General features: G+C 51.3%; 16 protein-coding genes. 8 read left to right on the top strand and 8 right to left on the bottom strand.

Going from position 1 to position 17,059, the window contains the following annotated elements:
- Positions 1 to 37: 37 nt before the first annotated feature.
- The 4 genes from ycgZ (at position 38) to G4551_RS13095 (ending at position 1,573) form a co-directional block, all read left to right on the top strand.
- Entirely contained in the window at positions 38 to 274 is a 237-nt protein-coding gene (gene ycgZ / locus G4551_RS13110; RefSeq protein ID WP_003020856.1) for a regulatory protein YcgZ, read from the top strand.
- A 41-nt stretch (positions 275 to 315) separates the two neighbouring features.
- Entirely contained in the window at positions 316 to 588 is a 273-nt protein-coding gene (locus G4551_RS13105; RefSeq protein ID WP_003844030.1) for a hypothetical protein, read from the top strand.
- Between the two features lie 34 nt (positions 589 to 622).
- Entirely contained in the window at positions 623 to 889 is a 267-nt protein-coding gene (locus G4551_RS13100; protein WP_003020849.1) for a biofilm development regulator YmgB/AriR family protein, read from the top strand.
- 132 nt (positions 890 to 1,021) lie between these two features.
- Positions 1,022 to 1,573: a LuxR C-terminal-related transcriptional regulator gene (locus tag G4551_RS13095; protein WP_003841344.1), complete on the top strand. Its 552-nt coding sequence runs from the start codon at positions 1,022 to 1,024 to the stop codon at positions 1,571 to 1,573.
- A gap of 78 nt (positions 1,574 to 1,651) precedes the next feature.
- Here G4551_RS13095 and G4551_RS13090 read toward each other — a convergent pair whose 3' ends face one another.
- The 3 genes from G4551_RS13090 to G4551_RS13080 form a co-directional block, all read right to left on the bottom strand.
- Positions 1,652 to 2,911 carry an MFS transporter gene (locus G4551_RS13090; RefSeq protein ID WP_016150363.1) on the bottom strand — a complete coding sequence of 420 codons (1,260 nt, stop codon included), beginning with the start codon at positions 2,909 to 2,911 and terminating at the stop codon, positions 1,652 to 1,654.
- A gap of 65 nt (positions 2,912 to 2,976) precedes the next feature.
- Positions 2,977 to 3,924, bottom strand: coding sequence for an aminoimidazole riboside kinase (locus G4551_RS13085; protein WP_003841340.1), 948 nt, complete (start codon positions 3,922 to 3,924; stop codon positions 2,977 to 2,979).
- Between the two features lie 30 nt (positions 3,925 to 3,954).
- A complete protein-coding gene (locus tag G4551_RS13080) occupies positions 3,955 to 5,391 on the bottom strand; it encodes a glycoside hydrolase family 32 protein (protein ID WP_003841338.1) in 1,437 nt (478 codons plus the stop codon).
- Between the two features lie 174 nt (positions 5,392 to 5,565).
- Between G4551_RS13080 and G4551_RS13075 the strand changes: the two genes are divergently transcribed.
- Positions 5,566 to 6,561 (top strand): LacI family DNA-binding transcriptional regulator, encoded by a 996-nt coding sequence (locus G4551_RS13075; RefSeq protein ID WP_003020837.1) that lies wholly within the window; start codon positions 5,566 to 5,568, stop codon positions 6,559 to 6,561.
- Positions 6,562 to 6,761: 200 nt separating this feature from the next.
- On the opposite strand, the gene ychF is transcribed toward G4551_RS13075, so the two are convergent.
- Entirely contained in the window at positions 6,762 to 7,856 is a 1,095-nt protein-coding gene (gene ychF / locus G4551_RS13070) for a redox-regulated ATPase YchF (RefSeq protein WP_003020818.1), read from the bottom strand.
- A gap of 115 nt (positions 7,857 to 7,971) precedes the next feature.
- A complete protein-coding gene (pth, locus tag G4551_RS13065) occupies positions 7,972 to 8,556 on the bottom strand; it encodes an aminoacyl-tRNA hydrolase (RefSeq protein WP_003020814.1) in 585 nt (194 codons plus the stop codon).
- A gap of 274 nt (positions 8,557 to 8,830) precedes the next feature.
- Here pth and ychH point away from each other — a divergent pair, with 274 nt between their 5' ends.
- Positions 8,831 to 9,112, top strand: a complete 282-nt coding sequence (gene ychH / locus G4551_RS13060) for a stress-induced protein YchH (RefSeq protein WP_003020810.1) — start codon at positions 8,831 to 8,833, stop codon at positions 9,110 to 9,112.
- Positions 9,113 to 9,226: 114 nt separating this feature from the next.
- On the opposite strand, the gene lysC is transcribed toward ychH, so the two are convergent.
- Entirely contained in the window at positions 9,227 to 10,588 is a 1,362-nt protein-coding gene (lysC, locus tag G4551_RS13055; protein WP_003841334.1) for a lysine-sensitive aspartokinase 3, read from the bottom strand.
- A 608-nt stretch (positions 10,589 to 11,196) separates the two neighbouring features.
- On the opposite strand from lysC, the gene G4551_RS13050 reads away from it, so the two are divergent.
- Both G4551_RS13050 and G4551_RS13045 read left to right on the top strand, forming a co-directional pair.
- Entirely contained in the window at positions 11,197 to 12,582 is a 1,386-nt protein-coding gene (locus tag G4551_RS13050) for a diaminobutyrate--2-oxoglutarate transaminase (RefSeq protein ID WP_003841333.1), read from the top strand.
- 15 nt (positions 12,583 to 12,597) lie between these two features.
- Positions 12,598 to 14,061 (top strand): pyridoxal phosphate-dependent decarboxylase family protein, encoded by a 1,464-nt coding sequence (locus G4551_RS13045; RefSeq protein ID WP_003841330.1) that lies wholly within the window; start codon positions 12,598 to 12,600, stop codon positions 14,059 to 14,061.
- Positions 14,062 to 14,181: 120 nt separating this feature from the next.
- On the opposite strand, the gene dauA is transcribed toward G4551_RS13045, so the two are convergent.
- On the bottom strand, positions 14,182 to 15,837 hold the full coding sequence (dauA, locus tag G4551_RS13040; RefSeq protein ID WP_008322586.1) for a C4-dicarboxylic acid transporter DauA: 1,656 nt from the start codon (positions 15,835 to 15,837) through the stop codon (positions 14,182 to 14,184).
- 151 nt (positions 15,838 to 15,988) lie between these two features.
- Positions 15,989 to 16,936 (bottom strand): ribose-phosphate diphosphokinase, encoded by a 948-nt coding sequence (gene prs / locus G4551_RS13035; RefSeq protein WP_001518537.1) that lies wholly within the window; start codon positions 16,934 to 16,936, stop codon positions 15,989 to 15,991.
- Positions 16,937 to 17,059 lie beyond the last annotated feature (123 nt).

The following is a 17,059-nucleotide window of genomic DNA, read 5'->3' as shown; positions in this document are numbered from 1 at the left end:
CTTAATATTCACCAGCATTTTGATACAGGAGCATGACATGCAGCAGCATAACGTTCGCACTGATACTGCAAGCGCGATTTCTCGTTACTTTGCAAAGGCGCATCTGCCAACTCAACAGGAAACATTGGGAGAAATCGTCACTGAGATACTCAAAGATGGACGTAATCTGAACCGCAAATCACTTTGCACTAAGCTTTTGTGTCGTCTTGAAAAAGCATCAGGGGAGAAAGAACAAAAACATTACAATGCGTTAATTGGTCTGCTCTTTGAATAAAATAAACCCCTTATATGATAGGGGTAAGTAGTGAAGGCGTTATGAAGAAAACTGATAGTGAACGCTTGAAACATGAAATTACAGGTTTGGCTGTGCTAGAAATTCTGCGAATGCATAGAGACGTTTCGTTAGCTGCAGTGATTAAGCAATTGCGACTTATGCAGGCCAGTGAAATAGATGGCACACGCAAGCAATTAATTGACAGCGTTATCAATGATTTTACAAACATTAATCCGGAGAAAATAAGCAGAAAACCGGATAAAACCAGAGATGAGAGTGCATTCAGTGCCAGCAAAAACCCTAAATTACATTAAAGATAATCTTCCAGACTATACAAGCGAGGTTACCATGCTCCATGAAATTAATGTCCACAACGTAATGACGGATAAAGCTTTATCAAGTTACTTCCATAATGCAGGTGAGCTATTAGCAGATGAGTCTGTGGTATTGGGGCAGGCGGTAACAAATGTAATTCTTGCAGGTGATAATGTTAATAATAAAAACATCATTTTAAGCCTGATTGGTTCTCTGGAGTCAACGGTTGACGTTGTCCAAGCAGATGTTATCAGAAAAACCCTGGAAATAGTATTGCGCTACACAGCTGACGATGTTTAATAAGTCTTCATATTAACAAAATATGTACAGTACCCTTGTTATATGCTGAAAGCCCTTATGCTAAGCATTTTTTGGATTAAGACTATACATAGCACCCCTCTAAATCAATTATGATTTTTCATTGAGGCCATAATGATGAACATCGTTCAGGAACATACTCTAAACGCAGAGTTATGGATTGATGATATTTTTATCAGGCAAGGGTTAAAGAATATTCTTGCAGATATCGTTTTTGAAGATGACAAGGCGCGACTTGTATTCTTTACCGCGAATCACTTTGAGGCGGTAAAAAAGCAAAATTACAATCTGAAAACGCATCGTCTGGTATTGCTGATTGATGGTCATTTGTATCAGTATCTTAATGATGTTTCGCTTTACAGACTACCAGTAGATATCGGAGTTGCCTCAATCAAACAATTTATTATTGATATTACTCGTGCTGGTGGTAATCACGAGAATCAATCTGATTCAAATATCTCATTAACCGCGAGAGATAAATATATTTTAACGCAGTTAGGAGAAGGTCGAACTATTTTTGAGATATCCGCATTGTTAAATCTACACTTAAAAACGATTTACCAGGCCCGGCAGAATCTGATCAAGAAGCTTGGTTGTTCTGGGCTGATTGATTTTCAGGGAATACTGCGAGCGCAAATATTCCGCAACTGGCTGGAACATGCCTGAGTAAATCGACAGTTCGAACTTACTGTTGAGGGGGTACGACAGGGCTAATGGCCCTGTCGCGATATTAATAAAACTTCGCTACTCAGTCACCAGTTCATTGATACCCTTCTGCTGATGATGTTTTTTACTCAGCGAGAAGTAGCCAAATATTAGTGTTATTACCACGATGCTCGCCATAATCAGGAAGATTTCCTGATAGCCCACTTTATCAAACAACTTACCGACAGGCAGTGACAGCACGATGATGCCAATGGAACTGGCGATATTGAAGCCAATAAGATATATCGTTGACGACAGGCGCTTATCAAAATTCGCTACGCTGAATTTAAACACTGAAATAACAAACAGTGGGACCTCCAGCGCATGGAGCATTTTAATCAAGGAGATAATATATATATCGGTGAACAGTGCTGAACCCAGGATTCGACAGGTCATGATTGTTCCACCCAGCAGCAATGCGGATTTAGGCCCGATGCGGTTAATCAGGAACGGAACCAGCGCCATACCGACGGCCTCCATAAAGACTTGTACCGAGTTGAGGTAGCCGTATACGCGTGGTGCCAGTTCGGGATCGTCAAATAAGCTGGCGTAAAACACCGGGAACATCTGCTGATCGTAGATGCTATAGAACGACCAGGTGCCGACGACAAAGATAACGAAAAACCAGAACTGCGAATCTTTAAAGATGGTGAGAAAATCCTTTCGGGTCAGCGCGTCTGGCTCGGGCGAACGTGTATCCGTGGATGCCGGGGCCGGTGCGTCGGTTTTGAACACCACGTTAATCACCAGGAATAACACCCCCATGACCGACACGCACCAGAAGTTAATGTGTGGGTTGATGCTGAAGAAGATACCGCCAACAAAAGTCCCTGCGGCGTAGCCAAGCGATCCCCAGAAACGAGCAGTGCCGAATTCAAAGTTGAATTTACGGCTCACTTTCTCGACGAAGCTTTCCACCAGACCGCAACCGGCGAGATAGCCAAGGCCAAAGAAAATGGCGCCTAGCACCATGCCAAGCTTGAAGTTGGAGACCAGCAGCGGTTCATAAACATAAATCAGGAACGGACCGCTGAGCGTGATGACAGTCCCCATCATCCAGATAAGGGGTTTGCGGGTACCGAGCTTATCCTGCAGAAAACCGTAGCCCAGCATAAACAGCATGCTGAAAAACTGGTTTACGGCATACAGCATTCCCAGCTCCGTTCCGGACAGGCCAAGTTTATTTTTTAGCCATATTGCATAAAAAGACCACCACAACGACCAGGCGGCAAAGAAAAAGAGCAGATACCCGGATGAGTATCGATATTTATCATTACTGAACGGCATATTTATCTTCATGATTTTTCCAATCCAGATCAGGTCATTGTAAGGTCTTTCTGATACGACGTAACGAGTGCGCTTTATTACGGGGTGATCGTTCTCCGTAGCGACGGTTGCGACTGAATAAAGCTGCTCAGGTGTTGGCTGTCGGGAAACGCGCTTAGCGCGCCACGCCGGGTAGTCGCCAGAGCACCACAAGCGCTGGCCTGCTCGATAAGCGGAAGTAGCGTTGACGTCGATGTGGGCCAGCCTTCTCCGGCGAGTGCCGCCAGCAGCCCGGCCATAAAGGCGTCACCGGCGCCGGTGGTATCGATGCTGTCGACGAGATAGCCGCTTAAAGTCAGCCTATGGTTTTGCCAGAAAGCGATTGCGCCATCGGCGCCGCGGGTGATGATTTTCAGGCGTGCGGGAAAATCAGCCAGGCGTTCGCAGGCGCTACTAAGACAGTCAGTTTGTGTTAGCCACAGCAGCTCTTCTTCCGACATCTTCAGAATGTCGCTCTGCCGGGCAAACTCGCTGACAAGGTCAAACATCTGCATCTCGTTGCTCCACATCTGCGGACGCAGATTGATGTCAAAGCTCAGCGTACCGCCGGCCTGTCGCAATGCGTCCATTGCCTGGGTGAGGGTGGCGCGGCAGTCAGGGGCGACCAGCGCCAGCGAGCAGAAGTGCAGAATATCGGCACCAAAGTCGGGCAGGCTCGCCGGGCTGAGAAATTGATCGGCAGACGGATTAACTAAAAACTCAAACTGCCGCTCACCGTTGGGAGCCAGTGAAACCAGTACGGTACTGGTGTGCTGTTGTGCATCAAACTCCAGACTTCCTGTATCCACCTGCGCTGTTACCAGCGTCTGATGCAGAAAGCGGCCAAAAGTGTCATTGCCTACGCGGCCGATAAAGCCGCTGTCATGGCCGAGGCGGGCGATGCCGATGGCCACATTGAAGGGCGCGCCTCCCGCACAGGCTTCAAACTGCATATTGTCGCGCGGTAGCATATCCACCACGGCATCTCCAAGCGTCCAGATTGTCATTATTTTTCCCCAAAGCAGTGAGACGGGTGGTTAATTGACGGCGAGCGGCCAGGCATGCCCGTTATTAAAAATGGCATGTCCGTTCTGGCTAAATAAGGTCAGTTGGCGATCGTCCGGTTCAGGATAAATACGACTGCTAAGGGTATATTCACCGTGATTGACAAATACCTCTACCGAGGAGCTGTCAATAAATAAGCGCAGATCCAGCAGGTCACCAACTGGCAGCGGCACGCTGCGATAACCAGAGAGACCATGCTGCGGGTAGCGACGATCCAGCACCAGTCGCTGTGCCTGGGTATCGACGAAGACGCGCAGCCCGTCACCCAGCGCGATGCCATACTGTTCAGCATGGCTGCGGGCGATATCGAGGCTCAGTTCGACTTCGAGAGCGTGCGCCTGTTCTTCTACCATCAGGGTGCGATTGTTCAGGTCACTGACCGGCCAGACATGAAGCTGACCGCGTAATGCCTCCAGCTCTTTGACCGGGTTCATGCGCAGCCGCAGATCTGCATCGAGCGTCACTTCCCGGGGAAGAGTAAGCATGCCCGCCCAGCCGTCGGCTTGTTCTGGCATTGGCGATTCCCACATCGACAGCCAGCCGATCACCACGCGGCGACCGTCCGGAGTGATAAATGACTGAGGGGCGTAAAAATCATGCCCGTGATCCATCTCCTGGAAGGGTTGGGTAACGTGGAACTGATGGTTATCCTGCCATTCGCCGACCATATAGCCGCTCTGGAACAGGTTACGGTAATCGTATCCGTCCGCGGCGATGCCCTGCGGCGAGAACATGAAGACGAGCTTATCGTTCAGTGGGAAGAGGTCCGGGCACTCCCACATGTAGCCCATGCCGTCATCGGCCCTGCCGAGCGTGCTGGCAAGCTGCCAGTGCTGTAGATCCTGCGAGCGATAGAGCTGTACTTCGCCTACGTCATCGACCCGGGCACCCACCACCATGTACCAGCTGTCTCCCTCTTGCCAGACTTTCGGATCGCGAAAATGGTGTACGCCTCGCGGGGTATCCAGAATCATGCCCTGGCGTTCAAAGTGAATCCCGTCGGTGCTGGTGGCCAGGCACTGTACCTGATACAGGTTTTCCTCTTTCGCCTCGCCGTCAAACTTGTGTCCGGTGTAGATAAGGGCCAGCTTATTGCCTTCAACCACCGCTGAACCGGAAAAACAGCCGTCTTTATCTTCCGGCCCTTCTGGTGCCAGTGCGATGGGTAAGTGTTCCCAGTTCACCATATCGCGGCTGCGCGCATGACCCCAGTGCATTGGTCCCCAGACCGGCTGCCGCGGATAGTGCTGATAGAACGCATGGTAGTAACCATCAAACCAGGACAGGCCGTTAGGGTCATTCATCCAGCCCGCCGGAGGGGCGAGGTGATAGCGTGGATACCAGCGCGGGTTTACAAGGTCTTTCTGCTGGCTTAAGGCTTCGTTGGCTTTGGAAAGTAGTGACGTCATTTGCTTGTCCCTGTAAGTGAATTGAGCAAAAGATAACGTTAACATTCTCGGTTTTCTCGCAAAATTAATGGTAATATCGATGTTAATCACAAAAGTTAACGTTAACATTTTGCGAGTGTTATCAAGATCGCATTTTCAGAACCCGGCAAAGTGAACACCGGCGAAGGAGAGGGTATGGCATCTTTAAAGGATGTGGCGCAACGGGCTAACGTCTCGTTAATGACCGTATCGCGAGCGATTAACGAGCCCGAACGACTGCGGCCAGAAACCTATAAAAAGGTGATGGAAGCGGTAGATGCGCTGGGGTATGTCTCCGATCTCTCCGCGAAAAAAATTCGTGGCGCGAAAACCACGGCTAACACTATTGGGGTGTTAGCGCTGGACACCATGACCACGCCATTTTCCGTGGAGATAACGCTCTCTATCGAAGAGACCGCGCGGGCGCACGGTTGGAATAGCTTTGTGGTGAATATGTTCAGCAATGACCAGCCAGAGAAAATGGTTGATCTGCTGTTGGCGCATCGCCCTGACGGCATTATCTACACCGCGATGGGGCTGCGTCAGGTTCCCGTGCCGGAAAAGCTGCATAAGTATCGCTGCGTGCTGGCGAACTGCGAAAGCATCAGTGGCCCTTTTCCCACCTATATTCCTGATGATGAGCAAGGGCAATACCTTGGCGTGAAAGCGCTGTTGGCCGCAGGCTACCGTCGGCTGCTGTGCATCCACCTGCCAAAAGGGATTGTGGCCACCGATCGCCGCCGGGCGGGAATGGAGCGCGCCTGTCGTGAAGCGGGCGTCGACCCTGATGCCATGTTCCACCACTATCTTCCGGCGGGCGAGAGTCACCATATTGATGCGGCGGAGATTGCCGGGCATTACCTGAGTGGCACGCGTCCGATGTTTGATGCGGTGGTATGCGGTAACGACCGCGTGGCTTTTGTTATCTACCAGGTCTTGCTGGGGCGAGGGCTGCGCATTCCGCAGGATGTTGCCGTACTGGGCTATGACAACATGGTAGGCACCGGCGAGCTGTTTTTACCGCCGCTATCCACAGTACAGCTGCCGCATTATGAAATTGGCCGTCTCAGTGCACTGCATCTTATCCAGGGGCTCGATCACCGCGATACCGTGCGGGTAGACAGCCCCTGGCTTCCGCGCGCCTCAATATGAGTACGTTCACGTGGCAACTGCTGCTTTGCCAAAATAGCTCAGCCTTTTTGGTCATCGTGTTTGGTGCCAACTTTCAGATGCGCAACAGCGGGAACCACTGAGATGCTATGAAATAAAAAATCCACGCAATCGCGTGGATTTTATGGGGTTTTCCATTTTTCATGCGATTCACTGAGATCGCATGAGACAATAGAAACGGCTTAGACGTTGAACAGGAAGTTCATGATATCGCCATCTTTGACGATATAGTCCTTACCTTCGGCACGCATTTTCCCAGCTTCTTTCGCACCTTGCTCACCTTTATAGGTAATGAAGTCTTCAAACGCGATGGTTTGTGCGCGGATGAAGCCTTTCTCGAAGTCGGTATGGATTTTACCTGCTGCCTGCGGAGCCGTGGCACCGACAGGAATGGTCCATGCACGGACTTCTTTCACGCCAGCGGTGAAGTAGGTCTGCAGGTTCAGCAATTCGTAACCAGCACGGATAACGCGGTTCAGGCCCGGCTCTTCCAGACCCATTTCAGCCATGAATTCTTCACGGTCAGCATCATCGAGTTCTGCGATGTCAGCTTCAACGGCAGCGCAAACGGCAACCACAACAGAACCTTCGGCAGCCGCGATTTCGCGCACTTTGTCGAGGTACGGGTTGTTCTCAAAACCGTCTTCATTGACGTTAGCGATATACATGGTTGGCTTCAGGGTCAGGAAGCTCAGGTATTTGATGGCCGCTTTGTCTTCGTCAGTCAGCGTTTTCAGTGCGCGCAGCATGCCGGCGTTTTCCAGCTGTGGCAGGCATTTTTCCAGCGCAGCCAGTTCCGCTTTAGCGTCTTTGTCGCCGCCTTTTGCCTTCTTCTGCACACGATGGATAGCGCGCTCACAGGTGTCGAGGTCGGACAACGCCAGCTCGGTATTGATAACCTCGATGTCGTCAGCCGGATCCACTTTGTTATTAACGTGGATGATGTTGTCGTTTTCAAAGCAACGCACCACGTGGCCGATAGCTTCGGTTTCGCGGATGTTGGTAAGGAATTGGTTACCCAGACCTTCACCTTTGGACGCGCCTTTTACCAGACCGGCAATGTCGACGAATTCCATCGTTGTAGGCAGGATACGCTGTGGTTTGACGATTTCGGCCAGCTGATCCAGACGCGGATCGGGCATCGGGACAACACCCGTGTTCGGCTCGATAGTACAGAACGGGAAGTTTGCCGCTTCAATACCCGCTTTTGTGAGCGCGTTGAACAGGGTGGATTTGCCTACGTTTGGCAAACCGACGATACCGCATTTGAATCCCATGTTTAAATCACCTTAATCTTTTGATATTCAACCTGTTATGGAAAACAGATTGTAGAAATGTAAATAACTTTGCCTATTATACACAGCACGCGAGAAAAATGCCGCACATCACTGCTTATTGCGCTTTAAAGGTGTGTAACCGGCTCGTAGCTTTGGTCAGGCCATCTTTGAACAAAATCTCGGTACAACGTGCCGCTTCGTCAATCGCTTCATCAATTAACTTCTGTTCTGAAACAGGCGGTTTGCCTAAAACAAATCCGACAACTTTGTTTTTATCGCCCGGATGGCCAATTCCAACGCGTAAACGATGAAAGTTAGGGTTATTACCTAACTTGCTAATGATGTCTTTCAGGCCATTATGTCCGCCATGACCTCCGCCAAGCTTAAATTTGGCGACGCCAGGAGGCAGGTCTAATTCATCGTGCGCGACCAAAATTTCATCGGGGTTGATACGATAAAAACTGGCCATCGCACCGACGGCCTTGCCGCTAAGATTCATAAATGTGGTCGGTACCAGCAGACGGACGTCTTCACCTTCAAGCGTTACTCGGGAGGTGTAACCGAAGAATTTCGGCTCATCGCGCAGGGGGGCGCGTAATCTCTCTGCCAGTAGATCGACATACCATGCGCCTGCGTTGTGTCGCGTTGCCGCATACTCTGCGCCGGGGTTCGCCAGGCCGACAATCAATTTAATCGCCACGTGTTTTGTCCTGAGTGTTTCGATAAACGACGTGTAGTTTACTGTCTGACGGTGCGCTTGACAAAAAACTGCGTGCTTATCGCCAAAAGCTGAATAATTGCACAAATGGACTATTAGAAAATGAGTATGTTCAGTGGCTTATTTGTAAAGTTTTGTTGCGTGAGTGTTTGTAATTGTGATCGCTCCCGCACTTGCGAACGGCAGTGTTGTCTATACTTTACACATAAGGATTAGGGGTATTCCCTGTAACAACCCAAAGTTCCGGAGGTGACACATGAAACGCAAAAACGCTTCGCTACTCGGTAACGTGCTCATGGCTTTAGGGTTGGTGGTAATGGTTGTGGGTGTGGGTTATTCAATTTTAAACCAGTTGCCGCAATTTAATCTGCCGCAGTTTTTCGCACATGGTGCGGTGCTCAGTATTTTTGTTGGCGGTATTCTCTGGTTAGCAGGTGCCAGAGTGGGTGGACACGAACAAATCAGTGACCGTTACTGGTGGGTACGTCATTATGACAAACGCTGTCGTCGTGGTGACACCAATCACCGTCATAACTAAATCCTCCCTCTGTTGAGAGGGCGGTGGTCAGAATGAAGAGCCTTGGTTATAAAACCAGGGCTCTGCTTGTTCATGATCATTGCTTAAACTGGATGCGACAGAATAAGAGAAGAATTATTCGAATAATCGGTAATGTAATGCTCTAACCGCGCTGTCTGCATCGTCAGCCGGTAACAGGATGCACAGGTTGTCGTTCGATGCTCCATGGCAAATCATTCGTACCGTATGCTCTTCAAGCCAGGCAAAAACGTCTTTGCAAACTCCCGCAGCCTGTGTGAGTTGATTCCCCACCAAAGTGACCAACGCCAGCCCGGTTTCCACTTCCACGCGACAGTGGGAGGATAATGCGGTAAACAATGCGGTGGTCAGCACATGGTCTTCACCTGAGGTTGCATGAGTGGCGTCCAGCGCCAGCGCAATACTATTTTCTGAGGTTGTAACCAAATCCACCGTGACAGCGTGGCGAGCTAAAATGGCGAAGGACTGCGCCAGAAAAGAGCAGGAAGGTTGCTTCTCCAGACTGTGTAACCGCAACAGCGTCTGTTTACGACGCACGGCGATCGCACGATAGCGAGGTGGATTATCGGTGGTGTTGTGCACCAACGTACCTCCGGCGGCAGTATCCTTACTTGAGCCAACAAAGACCGGAATGCTTTTACGCATTGCCGGGAGTAGCGTAGCCGGGTGGAGGACCTTCGCACCGTAGGCGGCCATATCGCTGGCCTCGGAAAATGAGATATGGTCGATTCGTTTGGCCCGCGGTGCAATGCGTGGGTCGGTGGTGTAGATCCCTGCGACGTCGGTCCAGATGTCAACGCGTGTGGCGTGAAGTGCCTCACCGAGAAGCGTAGCCGTGTAATCACTACCGCCGCGTCCAAGCGTTGTGGTGTGTCCTGCGGCATCTCGCCCGATAAATCCCTGAGTCACCATAATCGCTTGCTCAAGACGAGGGCGCAGGTGAGTCTCCACCTGGTGGTGCAGTGTGCCAAGCTCGGGTTCGGCGCAGCCGAAGTTCGCGTTAGTACGCATCACGCTGCGGGCATCAAACCACCCGGCCTCGGCCTGCCGTTCACGTAAGACTTCAGTAAACAGTAGTGAGGACATCAGCTCGCCATGGCTGACTAATTCATCGCTTAACGCATCAGACGGTGAAACCATCGCCGTTTGTGCAAGACGCTGTATGTTGTTGAGAAGATTATCGATTTCCGTGCTGATAACGGAAGGCTGCTTCAGGCGGGAAATAATTTTGTATTGGATGGCGCGTAAAGTCTCAAGCTTATCTAATTGTTGATGCGTTTCCAGACCTACAGAAAGCTCGACCAGTAAGTTTGTCACGCCTGCTGAAGCAGACAAAACGACTAAACGGACATCTTGATCAGCAAGGACAATGCTGGCGCTTCGGTTCATCGCATCAAAATCAGCGACGCTGGTGCCGCCAAATTTGGCAACGACGGATGGTGGATAAATGCGAGTCATAACAATCTCATATCAGGGCGCCATAAAAGTATGGCTAGAAAATTTTCATTCTCGGCATAAGGGAACAAAGTTCGCCTTACGAAATGTCCGCCCGCGAACATTTCTGCTGACAACCCAGGGTATACCTGTTGTCGATAACGAGTGTCGCCTGTACGCGTTACCGGGTGCTGCGCATTAATTTTATTTACAAAGCCTGCAAATAAGCGCGCCATACTAAGTGATTTATATTAAGGGATCGACTTTTTTATTCGATTTATAGGCAAATAAGTGAAAAATCATGTCGTAACAAGAAAGCGCCTACATTATTAATGGTAAAAACGTGTAAAAAAATAATAAAAACATGAAAATCTCATGGTTTTTATAACATCGTAAGCGCTGCAATTGGCTACAGTATTGTTAATTTAATAGCTATATTTGTTTAGGATTTAGTAATGATTGAAGAAGGTTATGCGCTGAAATTTAAGGAAAAAATGCTTATTTGAGACGTCTAAAAATAAATGATTGAGTCCCAAGCTAAAACAACATATATTAGCCGCGCTTTTTTACAGGTAATCCTTATAACCATTTATTCAATCAGGCGTTAATCTACACCTGGTTGTAGGAGTGATATGATGACGGATAAAGTCCGTATTGATACTTTAAGTGCTAATTCATTACCACAGAGCAATGATACCTTTTTAGCAAGACAGGCTGAGTTTGAATCTAATGTCCGCAGCTATCCACGTAAACTGCCATTAGCGATCGCTAAAGCGCAGGGCGTCTGGATTACTGATGTAGAAAATAATCAATATCTTGATTGCCTGGCAGGTGCCGGAACCCTGGCGCTTGGTCATAACCATCCTGAAGTGCTGCAGAGCATTCAAAGTGTCATCACAAGCGGCTTACCGTTACATACGCTTGATCTTACTACCCCATTAAAAGATGAATTCTCATCATATTTACTGTCCTTATTACCGGGCCAGGGCAAAGAATATTGCCTGCAGTTCACCGGTCCGTCCGGTGCAGATGCTGTTGAAGCGGCGCTGAAGCTGGCGAAGAAAGTGACCGGCCGTTCCAGCATCATTAGTTTCTCCGGCGGCTACCACGGGATGACCCACGGCGCGCTGTCCGTGACCGGCAACCTGTCGCCGAAAGAAGCGGTCAGCAATATGATGGCGGAAGTGCAGTTTATGCCGTATCCACATCAGTACCGTTGCCCGCTGGGTATCGGCGGCGAGGCTGGCGTTAAAGCATTAACCTATTACTTCGAAAACCTGATTAACGACGTTGAAAGCGGCGTGCGTAAACCTGCGGCCGTGATCCTTGAAGCCGTGCAGGGCGAAGGCGGCGTGAACCCGGCTCCGGTCGAATGGCTGCAACGCATTCGTAAAGTGACTCAGGAACACGGCATTCTGCTGATCATCGATGAAGTTCAGGCTGGCTTTGCACGTACCGGTAAACTGTTCGCCTTCGAACACGCCGGTATTGAACCTGATATCATCGTGATGTCCAAAGCGGTTGGCGGCGGTCTGCCACTGGCGGTACTGGGCATTAAAAAGCAATTCGATGCGTGGGCTCCGGGCCACCACACTGGCACTTTCCGCGGCAACCAACTGGCGATGGCGACCGGTCTGACAACGCTGAAGATCCTCAAAGACGACAAGATTGCCGATAAAGTTGCCGCCCAGGGCGAGTGGCTGAAAGGCAAACTGGCTGACCTGCAGAAACGCTACCCGGTTATCGGCCAGGTGCGTGGTCTGGGCCTGATGATCGGCCTGGAAATCGTGAAGCCGAACGAAGCGCAGGATCACATGGGTTGCTACCCGGCTGATGGCGAGCTGTCCGCGTTGCTGCAGAAGAAATGCTTCGAAAACGGGCTGATTCTGGAGCGTGGTGGCCGCAACGGCTGCGTGCTGCGTCTGCTGCCGTCTCTGCTGATCACCAACGCTGAGCTGGAAATTTTCCTCGATAAATTCGAAAACGCCCTGCTGGGCGCTGGCGTGAAGCCGGTTTAAACGGAGTTGGATCGAATGTCAGACGTAAACCCGATTCTGTCCGGCTCGGCGCAAAGCATCGCCGCCTATCAGGACGCTATCGAGCAGAGTACGCAAGCGGTCGTTGAATGGTTGAAGCAGCCTGAGATGTATCAGGGCAAAACCGTTGAGCAACTGCGTGAACGTATCAACCTGAATTTTACGTCTCAGGGTCTGGGCAACCAGGCCGCTATTGAGCGTGCGGTTGAATACTTTCTCAAAGACAGCCTGTTGGTTCACCATGCTCAGTGCGTGGCGCACCTGCACTGCCCAAGTCTGGTGATTAGCCAGGCGGCGGAAGTGCTGATCAACGCCACTAACCAGAGTATGGACTCCTGGGACCAAAGCCCGTCGGCCACGATCATTGAGATCAAACTGATCGAATGGCTTCGTGAGCAGGTGGGTTATGCGGCAGGCGATGCGGGCGTATTCACCAGCGGCGGCACCCAGAGTAACCTGATGGGCCTGATGCTGGCGCGCGATGCCTTCTTCGCTCGCAAGGGACATTCCATTCAGCAAGATGGTCTGACCGGTGATCTGAGCAAAATTAAAGTGTTCTGCTCTGAAAGCGCGCACTTTTCCGTGCAGAAGAACATGGCGTTAATGGGGCTGGGTTACCGCTCCGTCACCCAGGTGAAGACCGATGCGTTTTCACGCATGGATCTGGCTGACCTGAAAGACAAGCTGGCCCAGGCGAAAGCCAACGGCGAGCAGGTGATGGCCATTGTCGCGACGGCTGGTACGACAGATGCGGGCGCCATCGATCCGTTAGCGGATATTGCGACGCTGGCGGCAGAACATCAGATCTGGATGCACGTGGATGCGGCATGGGGCGGGGCGTTACTGCTTTCTGAGCAGTATCGTCACTTCCTCAACGGCCTTGAGCTGGCAGATTCCGTGACGCTGGATTTCCACAAGCAGTTCTTCCAGACCATCAGCTGCGGTGCGTTCCTGTTAAAAGATGCGCGCCACTACGAGCTGATGCGTTACCAGGCGGCGTACCTGAACTCTGATTTCGATGAAGAGGCTGGCGTACCAAACCTGGTATCGAAGTCGCTGCAGACCACGCGTCGTTTCGATGCGCTGAAGCTGTGGATGGGCCTCGAAGCGCTGGGCAAAAAGCAGTATGCCGAAATCATTGATAATGGCGTAACGCTGGCGCGTGATGTTGCTGAGTTTGTCAAAACCCAGTCGCATCTTGAACTGGTGATGGAACCACAGCTGGCAAGCGTGCTGTTCCGCTTCCGTCCTGAAAGCGATGATATGGCGTTCGTTGCGCTGCTGAACCAGCGTATTGGCGACGTGCTGCTGGCTTCCGGTAGCGCCAACGTCGGCGTGACCGAAGCGGATGGCATCACCTGCCTGAAGCTGACGCTGCTGAACCCGACGGTGTGCCTGGAGGATGTGAAAGTCCTGCTGGCCAGCGTTAAGGCAACGGCATTGAGCATTTTAAACGCGTAATTGCCCGGTGGCACTGCGTTTACCGGGCCTACGGGTTCGGTGCAATGTTTGGGTTTTGTGGGCCGGATAAGCGAACCGCATCCGGCAATAAAAAGGCTCCCGTTCACGGGAGCCTTTTTGCTATTTAATATCCGCTAAAGCGGCGTCTTTATTCGGGAAAAATGCCAGACGACCGGGGATCGGCTGAATACCCGCGCGCGCCATGGTGCGCAGCGGCTGAAATTCCAGGTTAGATACCCGCAGCTCGCAGCCTTCAGGCAGTTTTTTCACAAAACGCTGGAAAGCGTCCAGACCACCGGCATCCAGTACCGGGACCGCGTCCCACTTCAAGACTACGATGCGTTTACCTTCAATACGCGACTCGAGATCGGTAAATAATCCTTCCGCCGCGGCAAAGAATAGCGGGCCAATGACGCGCAACACCAGCACATCGTCCGGTACGTCTACGTTGACCGGCGCCAGACGCGTCATGCGCGCAATACGACGCATAAACAGTAGAGATGCAAGAACGATACCGACGCTGATGGCGATAACCATATCGAACAGCACCGTCAGCGACATACACATCAGCATGACGATGATGTCGTCTTTCGGCGCATGACGCAGCAAATCCACCACTTTATGCGCTTCACTCATGTTCCATGCCACCATTAGCAGCAGGGCGGCCATGGCGGAAAGCGGTAACCAGGAAAGCAGCGGTGCAAGCACCAACAGGGCTAGGATCACCAGAATCGCATGGATAACCGCTGAGATTGGCGATGTTGCACCCGCGCGGACGTTTGCCGCAGAACGGGCAATTGCCGCCGTGGCGGTGATACCGCCAAAGAACGGTGCGACGATGTTGCCCAGTCCCTGACCAATCAGCTCACTGTTAGCTTTGTGTTTGGTGCCGGTCATCCCATCGAGTACGACGGCGCACAGCAGAGATTCGATCGCCCCGAGCATTGCCATCGAGAATGCTGCCGGTAACAGCGCCTGTAACGAGCTCCAGCTCAGGGTAAAATTTGACTCTGGCATATTCCACGGTAATACCAATTGCGGCAGCAACTGTGGGATACCATTGCCCTGCGAGCCGTCAGCCAGAATATAGTGGAACTGAGATCCGATGGTGGCGACATGGCCGCCGGTGAGGTTCACGATACCCATTACCGCACAGCCTGCCAGGAGTGCGGGAAGGTGGCCCGGTAATCGGATACCCAGACGCGGCCAGAAAATCAGGATCCCCAGTGTCACCACGCCAATCGCGGCATCACCCACGTTGATGGTTGGCAAAGCCATAAATAGCGCGCCCACCTTCTGCAAATAGTGCTCTGGCACGTGGGTCATTTGCAGGCCGAGAAAATCTTTAATCTGCATGGTACCGATGGTGATACCGATACCTGAGGTAAAACCTAACGTCACGGACACCGGAATATATTCGATCAAACGACCAAAGCGGGCGAGGCCGAAAAGGATCAGGAATATCCCGGACATGAGCGTGGCAACCAGCAGGCCTGCCAGCCCAAACTGTTGCGACACCGGATACAGAATCACCACGAAGGCGGCGGTTGGGCCAGATACGCTAAAGCGCGAGCCCCCGGTAAGGGCGATAACAATCCCAGCAACGGCTGAGGTATACAGACCGTACTGCGGTGCAACGCCACTGCCTATTGCCAGCGCCATCGCCAGTGGAATGGCAATGATCCCAACCGTTATCCCGGCGATCAGGTCGCGGGTGAAGCGGGAAGCAGTATATTTTTCTTTCCAACAAGCGTCGATGAGGGCGCGGAAAGGCATCACATGTGAGGAAAATAATCTGTTCACAATAATGTTTCATCCATGGGCGCATCATCTGTCAACTGAATGGCAGGTGAAGGAGGCAAAAGTCATACAAATAAATATTACAGATAAAAAAACCCGCCGCAGCGGGTTTTTGAGCCGGGCTCGATTAATGCTCGAACATAGCAGAGATGGATTCTTCGTTGCTGATACGACGAATCGCTTCGGCCAGCATACCCGACAGGGTCAATGTACGCACGTTTGGCAGTGCTTTGATTTCGTCAGTCAGTGGAATTGTGTCACAGACAACGACTTCATCAATAACAGAGTTGCGCAGGTTGTTTGCCGCATTACCTGAGAAGATCGGGTGGGTTGCGTAAGCAAATACGCGTTTTGCACCACGTTCTTTCAGTGCTTCTGCTGCTTTGCACAGCGTACCGCCGGTATCGATCATGTCATCAACCAGCACGCAGTCACGACCTGCAACGTCACCAATAATGTGCATCACCTGAGAAACGTTCGCACGCGGGCGACGTTTGTCGATGATAGCCATATCGGTATCGTTCAGCAGTTTAGCGATAGCGCGGGCACGCACGACGCCACCGATATCTGGAGAAACCACAATTGGGTTGTCCAGGTTCAGCTGCAGCATGTCTTCTAACAGGATCGGGCTACCGAATACGTTATCAACCGGTACATCGAAGAAGCCCTGGATCTGTTCAGCATGCAGGTCAACGGTGAGGACGCGGTCAACGCCAACGCTGGACAGGAAATCAGCGACGACTTTAGCGGTAATCGGTACACGAGCGGAACGTACGCGACGATCCTGACGTGCATAGCCGAAGTAAGGAATAACGGCGGTGATACGGCCTGCGGAAGCACGGCGCAGCGCATCAACCATAACGACCAATTCCATCAGGTTGTCGTTAGTAGGGGCACAAGTGGACTGGATGATGAAAATATCACCACCGCGTACATTTTCATTAATTTGTACGCTGACTTCGCCGTCGCTAAAGCGACCTACAGCGGCGTCGCCGAGTGAAGTGTACAGGCGGTTGGCAATACGTTGTGCTAGTTCCGGGGTGGCGTTACCAGCAAAAAGCTTCATATCAGGCACGAGAAGAACCTCAGGCATGCGTCCATTGGTGGAAAGAATCTGCCGAAAACTGTGCGGGCCAGGCAGTATCCTCTCCATGCGGTGTATTAAAGAGCGCGATGCAACGTCTGGAACAGGGTGACG

Origin of the sequence: Citrobacter freundii ATCC 8090 = MTCC 1658 = NBRC 12681, from assembly GCF_011064845.1 — a bacterium.
GTDB classification, from domain to species: domain Bacteria; phylum Pseudomonadota; class Gammaproteobacteria; order Enterobacterales; family Enterobacteriaceae; genus Citrobacter; species Citrobacter freundii.
This window is presented reverse-complemented; position numbering and strand designations above follow the sequence as displayed.

What these genes read in the sequence shown, in the direction of transcription:
- ycgZ (WP_003020856.1), top strand. Translation starts at nt 38, where the DNA reads ATGCAGCAGCATAACGTTCGCACTGATACTGCAAGCGCGATTTCTCGT.
- G4551_RS13105 (WP_003844030.1), top strand. Translation starts at nt 316, where the DNA reads ATGAAGAAAACTGATAGTGAACGCTTGAAACATGAAATTACAGGTTTG.
- G4551_RS13100 (WP_003020849.1), top strand. Translation starts at nt 623, where the DNA reads ATGCTCCATGAAATTAATGTCCACAACGTAATGACGGATAAAGCTTTA.
- G4551_RS13095 (WP_003841344.1), top strand. Translation starts at nt 1,022, where the DNA reads ATGATGAACATCGTTCAGGAACATACTCTAAACGCAGAGTTATGGATT.
- G4551_RS13090 (WP_016150363.1), bottom strand. Translation starts at nt 2,911, where the DNA reads ATGAAGATAAATATGCCGTTCAGTAATGATAAATATCGATACTCATCC.
- G4551_RS13085 (WP_003841340.1), bottom strand. Translation starts at nt 3,924, where the DNA reads ATGACAATCTGGACGCTTGGAGATGCCGTGGTGGATATGCTACCGCGC.
- G4551_RS13080 (WP_003841338.1), bottom strand. Translation starts at nt 5,391, where the DNA reads ATGACGTCACTACTTTCCAAAGCCAACGAAGCCTTAAGCCAGCAGAAA.
- G4551_RS13075 (WP_003020837.1), top strand. Translation starts at nt 5,566, where the DNA reads ATGGCATCTTTAAAGGATGTGGCGCAACGGGCTAACGTCTCGTTAATG.
- ychF (WP_003020818.1), bottom strand. Translation starts at nt 7,856, where the DNA reads ATGGGATTCAAATGCGGTATCGTCGGTTTGCCAAACGTAGGCAAATCC.
- ychH (WP_003020810.1), top strand. Translation starts at nt 8,831, where the DNA reads ATGAAACGCAAAAACGCTTCGCTACTCGGTAACGTGCTCATGGCTTTA.
- lysC (WP_003841334.1), bottom strand. Translation starts at nt 10,588, where the DNA reads ATGACTCGCATTTATCCACCATCCGTCGTTGCCAAATTTGGCGGCACC.
- G4551_RS13050 (WP_003841333.1), top strand. Translation starts at nt 11,197, where the DNA reads ATGATGACGGATAAAGTCCGTATTGATACTTTAAGTGCTAATTCATTA.
- G4551_RS13045 (WP_003841330.1), top strand. Translation starts at nt 12,598, where the DNA reads ATGTCAGACGTAAACCCGATTCTGTCCGGCTCGGCGCAAAGCATCGCC.
- dauA (WP_008322586.1), bottom strand. Translation starts at nt 15,837, where the DNA reads ATGCCTTTCCGCGCCCTCATCGACGCTTGTTGGAAAGAAAAATATACT.